The sequence below is a fragment of the Actinotalea sp. JY-7885 genome (assembly GCF_014525465.1).
Classification (GTDB): Bacteria; Actinomycetota; Actinomycetes; order Actinomycetales; family Cellulomonadaceae; genus Actinotalea.
Genome location: NZ_JACEXH010000259.1, coordinates 1 through 3,176, shown reverse-complemented (window position 1 = coordinate 3,176; position 3,176 = coordinate 1). Strand labels below are relative to the sequence as shown.

Genomic DNA, 3,176 nt, shown 5'->3' with positions numbered 1-3,176 from the left:
CGCTTCGCGGCGGTGCAGCGCGTGCTGCGCCGGCGCACGAGCGCGCGCGCCGTGCTCGGGCTGGCGTGGCCGCCCCGGTACGGGACCCCGCCGTGGACCGCCGCGCGGACGGCCCGCTTCCTCGGCGTGACGTACGACCACCGCCCGCTCGACGACACGGACGCGGCCCACCTCGCCGGGGCGCTCGCCGAGGTCGGGACCGCCCTGGACGCGGGCGTCCCCGTGCCGCTCTACAGCGGCGGCGACACCGCCCGGGGGTGGGACACCGCGCTGCCGCGCCACGTGGTGCTCGCGTTCGCCCGGGACGACGCCGGGTGGCACGTGTGGGAGCCGGGGGCGGGGGCCGTGGTGGTCGCGGACCGCCGGGCGCTGACGTCCGGGCGCCCGCACGCCGCGCTCGGCCACTGGGACCACCTCGCCTGGGTGCTCGCCCCGCGCCTGCGGTGAGGGGCCGCGGGTGGCGGCCCGGTGTGGCGTTCGACACGATGGGAGCGGGCCGGTACCCCGCCGCCCGCGCCTGACGACGGACGAGGAGGACGCGATGAGCACGATCCCTGGTGACAGCTCGTGGGCGGACGCGGGCCTGGTCCCGCCGGACAACGCGCAGGTCCCCGGCTCGGAGAGCACGACCGTCCCGGTCGACCCCGAGCACCAGCCGGCCGCGCCGCGGCCCGACCTGCGGGACGAGGCCGCCGAGGGCGACGTCGTCGAGCAGGCGCAGGAGGTCCCCGACGACGGCTCGGACGAGTACCCCGCGCGGTGAAGGAGGGCCCCGCGGCCCGATAACGTGGCGCCCATGAGTCGTTCCGCAAGCCGTTCGAGCACACCGCTCACCACCGAGGAGATCACGGCGCTGCCGAAGGTCCTCCTGCACGACCACCTGGACGGCGGCCTGCGCCCGGCCACGATCGTCGACATCGCGGCGCAGGTGGGTCACGCGCTGCCCACCACCGACGTCGAGGACCTCGGGCGGTGGTTCGTCGAGGCCGCGAGCTCCGGCTCGCTCCCGCGCTACCTCGAGACGTTCGACCACACCATCGCGGTCATGCAGCGGCCCGAGGACCTGCGCCGCGTCGCGCGCGAGGCGGTCGTGGACCTCGCCGCCGACGGCGTCGTGTACGCCGAGCAGCGCTACGCGCCCGAGCAGCACCTGCGCGCCGGGCTGAGCCTGCAGGACGTCGTCGATGCCGTGGGCCAGGGCCTCGCGGAGGGCGTCGCCGAGGCGGCCGCCGCCGGGCGGACCATCCGTGTGGGCCAGCTGCTCACCGCGATGCGCCACGCCGACCGCGGCCAGGAGATCGCCGAGCTCGCGCTCGCCAACCGCGACCGGGGCGTGGTCGGCTTCGACATCGCCGGCGCCGAGGACGGCTTCCCGCCGTCGCGCCACGCGTCGGCGTTCCGCACGCTGCGGTACGCGCACTTCCCGGTGACCATCCACGCGGGCGAGGCCGCGGGCCTCGACTCGATCGCCGAGGCGCTCCACGTCGGTGGCGCCCTGCGTCTGGGGCACGGGGTCCGGATCGCCGACGACATCACCTTCGGCGAGCCCACGGAGCAGGACCCGCTCGGCCTCGAGAAGGCCACGCTCGGCCCGCTCGCCCACTGGGTGCGGGACCAGCAGGTGCCGCTCGAGCTGTGCCCGACGTCGAACGTCCAGACGGGTGCGGCGGCGTCCGTCGCGAGTCACCCGATCACCGCGCTCGCGGCCCTGGGCTCCGCCGTCACCGTGAACACCGACAACCGGCTGATGTCCGGCACGTCCATGACGCGCGAGATGCAGCGCCTCGTCGACGAGGCCGGCTGGACGCTCGCCGACCTGCACGACGCGACCCTCACCGCGGCGTGGAACGCCTTCCTCCACCACGACGAGCGGCAGGCGCTCGTCGAGGACGTCATCGATCCCGCGTGGACCGCGGGGAAGGGCCGGCACCGCGCATGAGCACTGCCCAGGACCGTCAGACCGTCGCCAGGCTGGTCGACCACACGCTGCTGAAGCCGGAGGCGACCCCGGCCGACGTCGAGGCCCTCCTGCGCGAGGCGCACCGGCTCGGCGTGTACGCCGTCTGCGTGTCGCCCTCGATGCTGCCGCTCGAGCCGCCCCCGGGCGTCCTCGTCGCGACGGTGTGCGGGTTCCCGTCCGGCAAGCACCACAGCGAGATCAAGGCGGCCGAGGCCGCCCGGGCCGTCGCGGACGGCGCGGACGAGGTCGACATGGTCATCGACCTGGGCGCCGCGCTCGCGGGCGACTGGGACCGCGTGCAGGCCGACATCGCCGCCGTGCGTGCGGCCGTGCCGGCGCCGCGCGTGCTCAAGGTCATCATCGAGTCGGCCGCGCTGCCGGACGACGGCGTCGTGGCCGCGTGCCGCGCGGCCGAGGCGGCGGGCGCCGACTTCGTCAAGACCTCCACGGGCTTCCACCCGGCGGGCGGGGCGAGCGTGCACGCCGTCGAGCTCATGGCGGCGACCGTGGGCGGTCGCCTCGGCGTGAAGGCGTCGGGCGGCATCCGCACGGCCGCGGCGGCCCGCGCGCTGATCGCGGCCGGCGCCACGCGCCTCGGCCTGTCCGGGACGGCGGCGGTGCTCGACGGCCTGGACGCCCCGGGGACGGACGCCGACGCCGACGCGGCCGCCGGCACCGGGTACTGAGCCCGGGGACGTGACGCGCGCGCAGGAGCGGCCCTACCTCGACCACCCGGGGCCGCTCCCGCTCGCGCACCGCGGGTTCTCGCCCGCGGGGCTCGAGAACTCGATGGCGGCGTTCGCCGCGGCCGTCGACCTCGGGTTCCGCTACGTCGAGACCGATGTCCACGCCACGGCCGACGGCGTGCTGGTGGCGTTCCACGACGAGACGCTCGACCGGGTGACGGACGGGTCGGGCCGGGTCGACCGGCTGCCCTCCTCGACGGTGCTGCGGGCCCGCATCGGCGGTGTCGAGCCGGTACCGAGGTTCGAGGACCTGCTGGGGACGTGGCCGGACCTGCGGGTCAACGTCGACGTCAAGAGCGAGGGCGCCGTGGCGCCGCTGGCGGAGGCGGTCGAGCGCACGCGCGCGCACGACCGCGTGTGCGTGGCGTCGTTCTCCGACGCGCGCCGCCGGGCCGTCGTGCGACGCCTGTCCCGCCCGGTCGCGACGTCGGCCGGCACGCGCGCGACGGCGGCGTTCCGGGCCGCGGTGG

The 3,176-nt window shown here is 76.7% G+C and carries 4 protein-coding genes and 1 pseudogene; all 5 read left to right on the top strand.

Annotated features, from left to right (window positions below; translation table 11 throughout):
• Positions 1-447 (top strand): annotated as a pseudogene (locus IDM29_RS15890) (hypothetical protein); the annotation flags it as partial.
• Positions 448-541: 94 nt separating this feature from the next.
• Entirely contained in the window at positions 542-763 is a 222-nt protein-coding gene (locus IDM29_RS15885) for a hypothetical protein (RefSeq protein ID WP_182113348.1), read from the top strand.
• A 33-nt stretch (positions 764-796) separates the two neighbouring features.
• Positions 797-1,939, top strand: a complete 1,143-nt coding sequence (locus tag IDM29_RS15880) for an adenosine deaminase (RefSeq protein ID WP_182113349.1) — start codon at positions 797-799, stop codon at positions 1,937-1,939.
• Positions 1,936-2,646: a deoxyribose-phosphate aldolase gene (gene deoC / locus IDM29_RS15875; RefSeq protein WP_182113350.1), complete on the top strand. Its 711-nt coding sequence runs from the start codon at positions 1,936-1,938 to the stop codon at positions 2,644-2,646. Before IDM29_RS15880 ends, deoC begins: the two co-directional genes overlap by 4 nt.
• Positions 2,647-2,656: 10 nt before the next feature.
• On the top strand, positions 2,657-3,176 hold a 520-nt coding region (locus IDM29_RS15870), incomplete at its 3' end, for a glycerophosphodiester phosphodiesterase family protein (protein ID WP_309232756.1).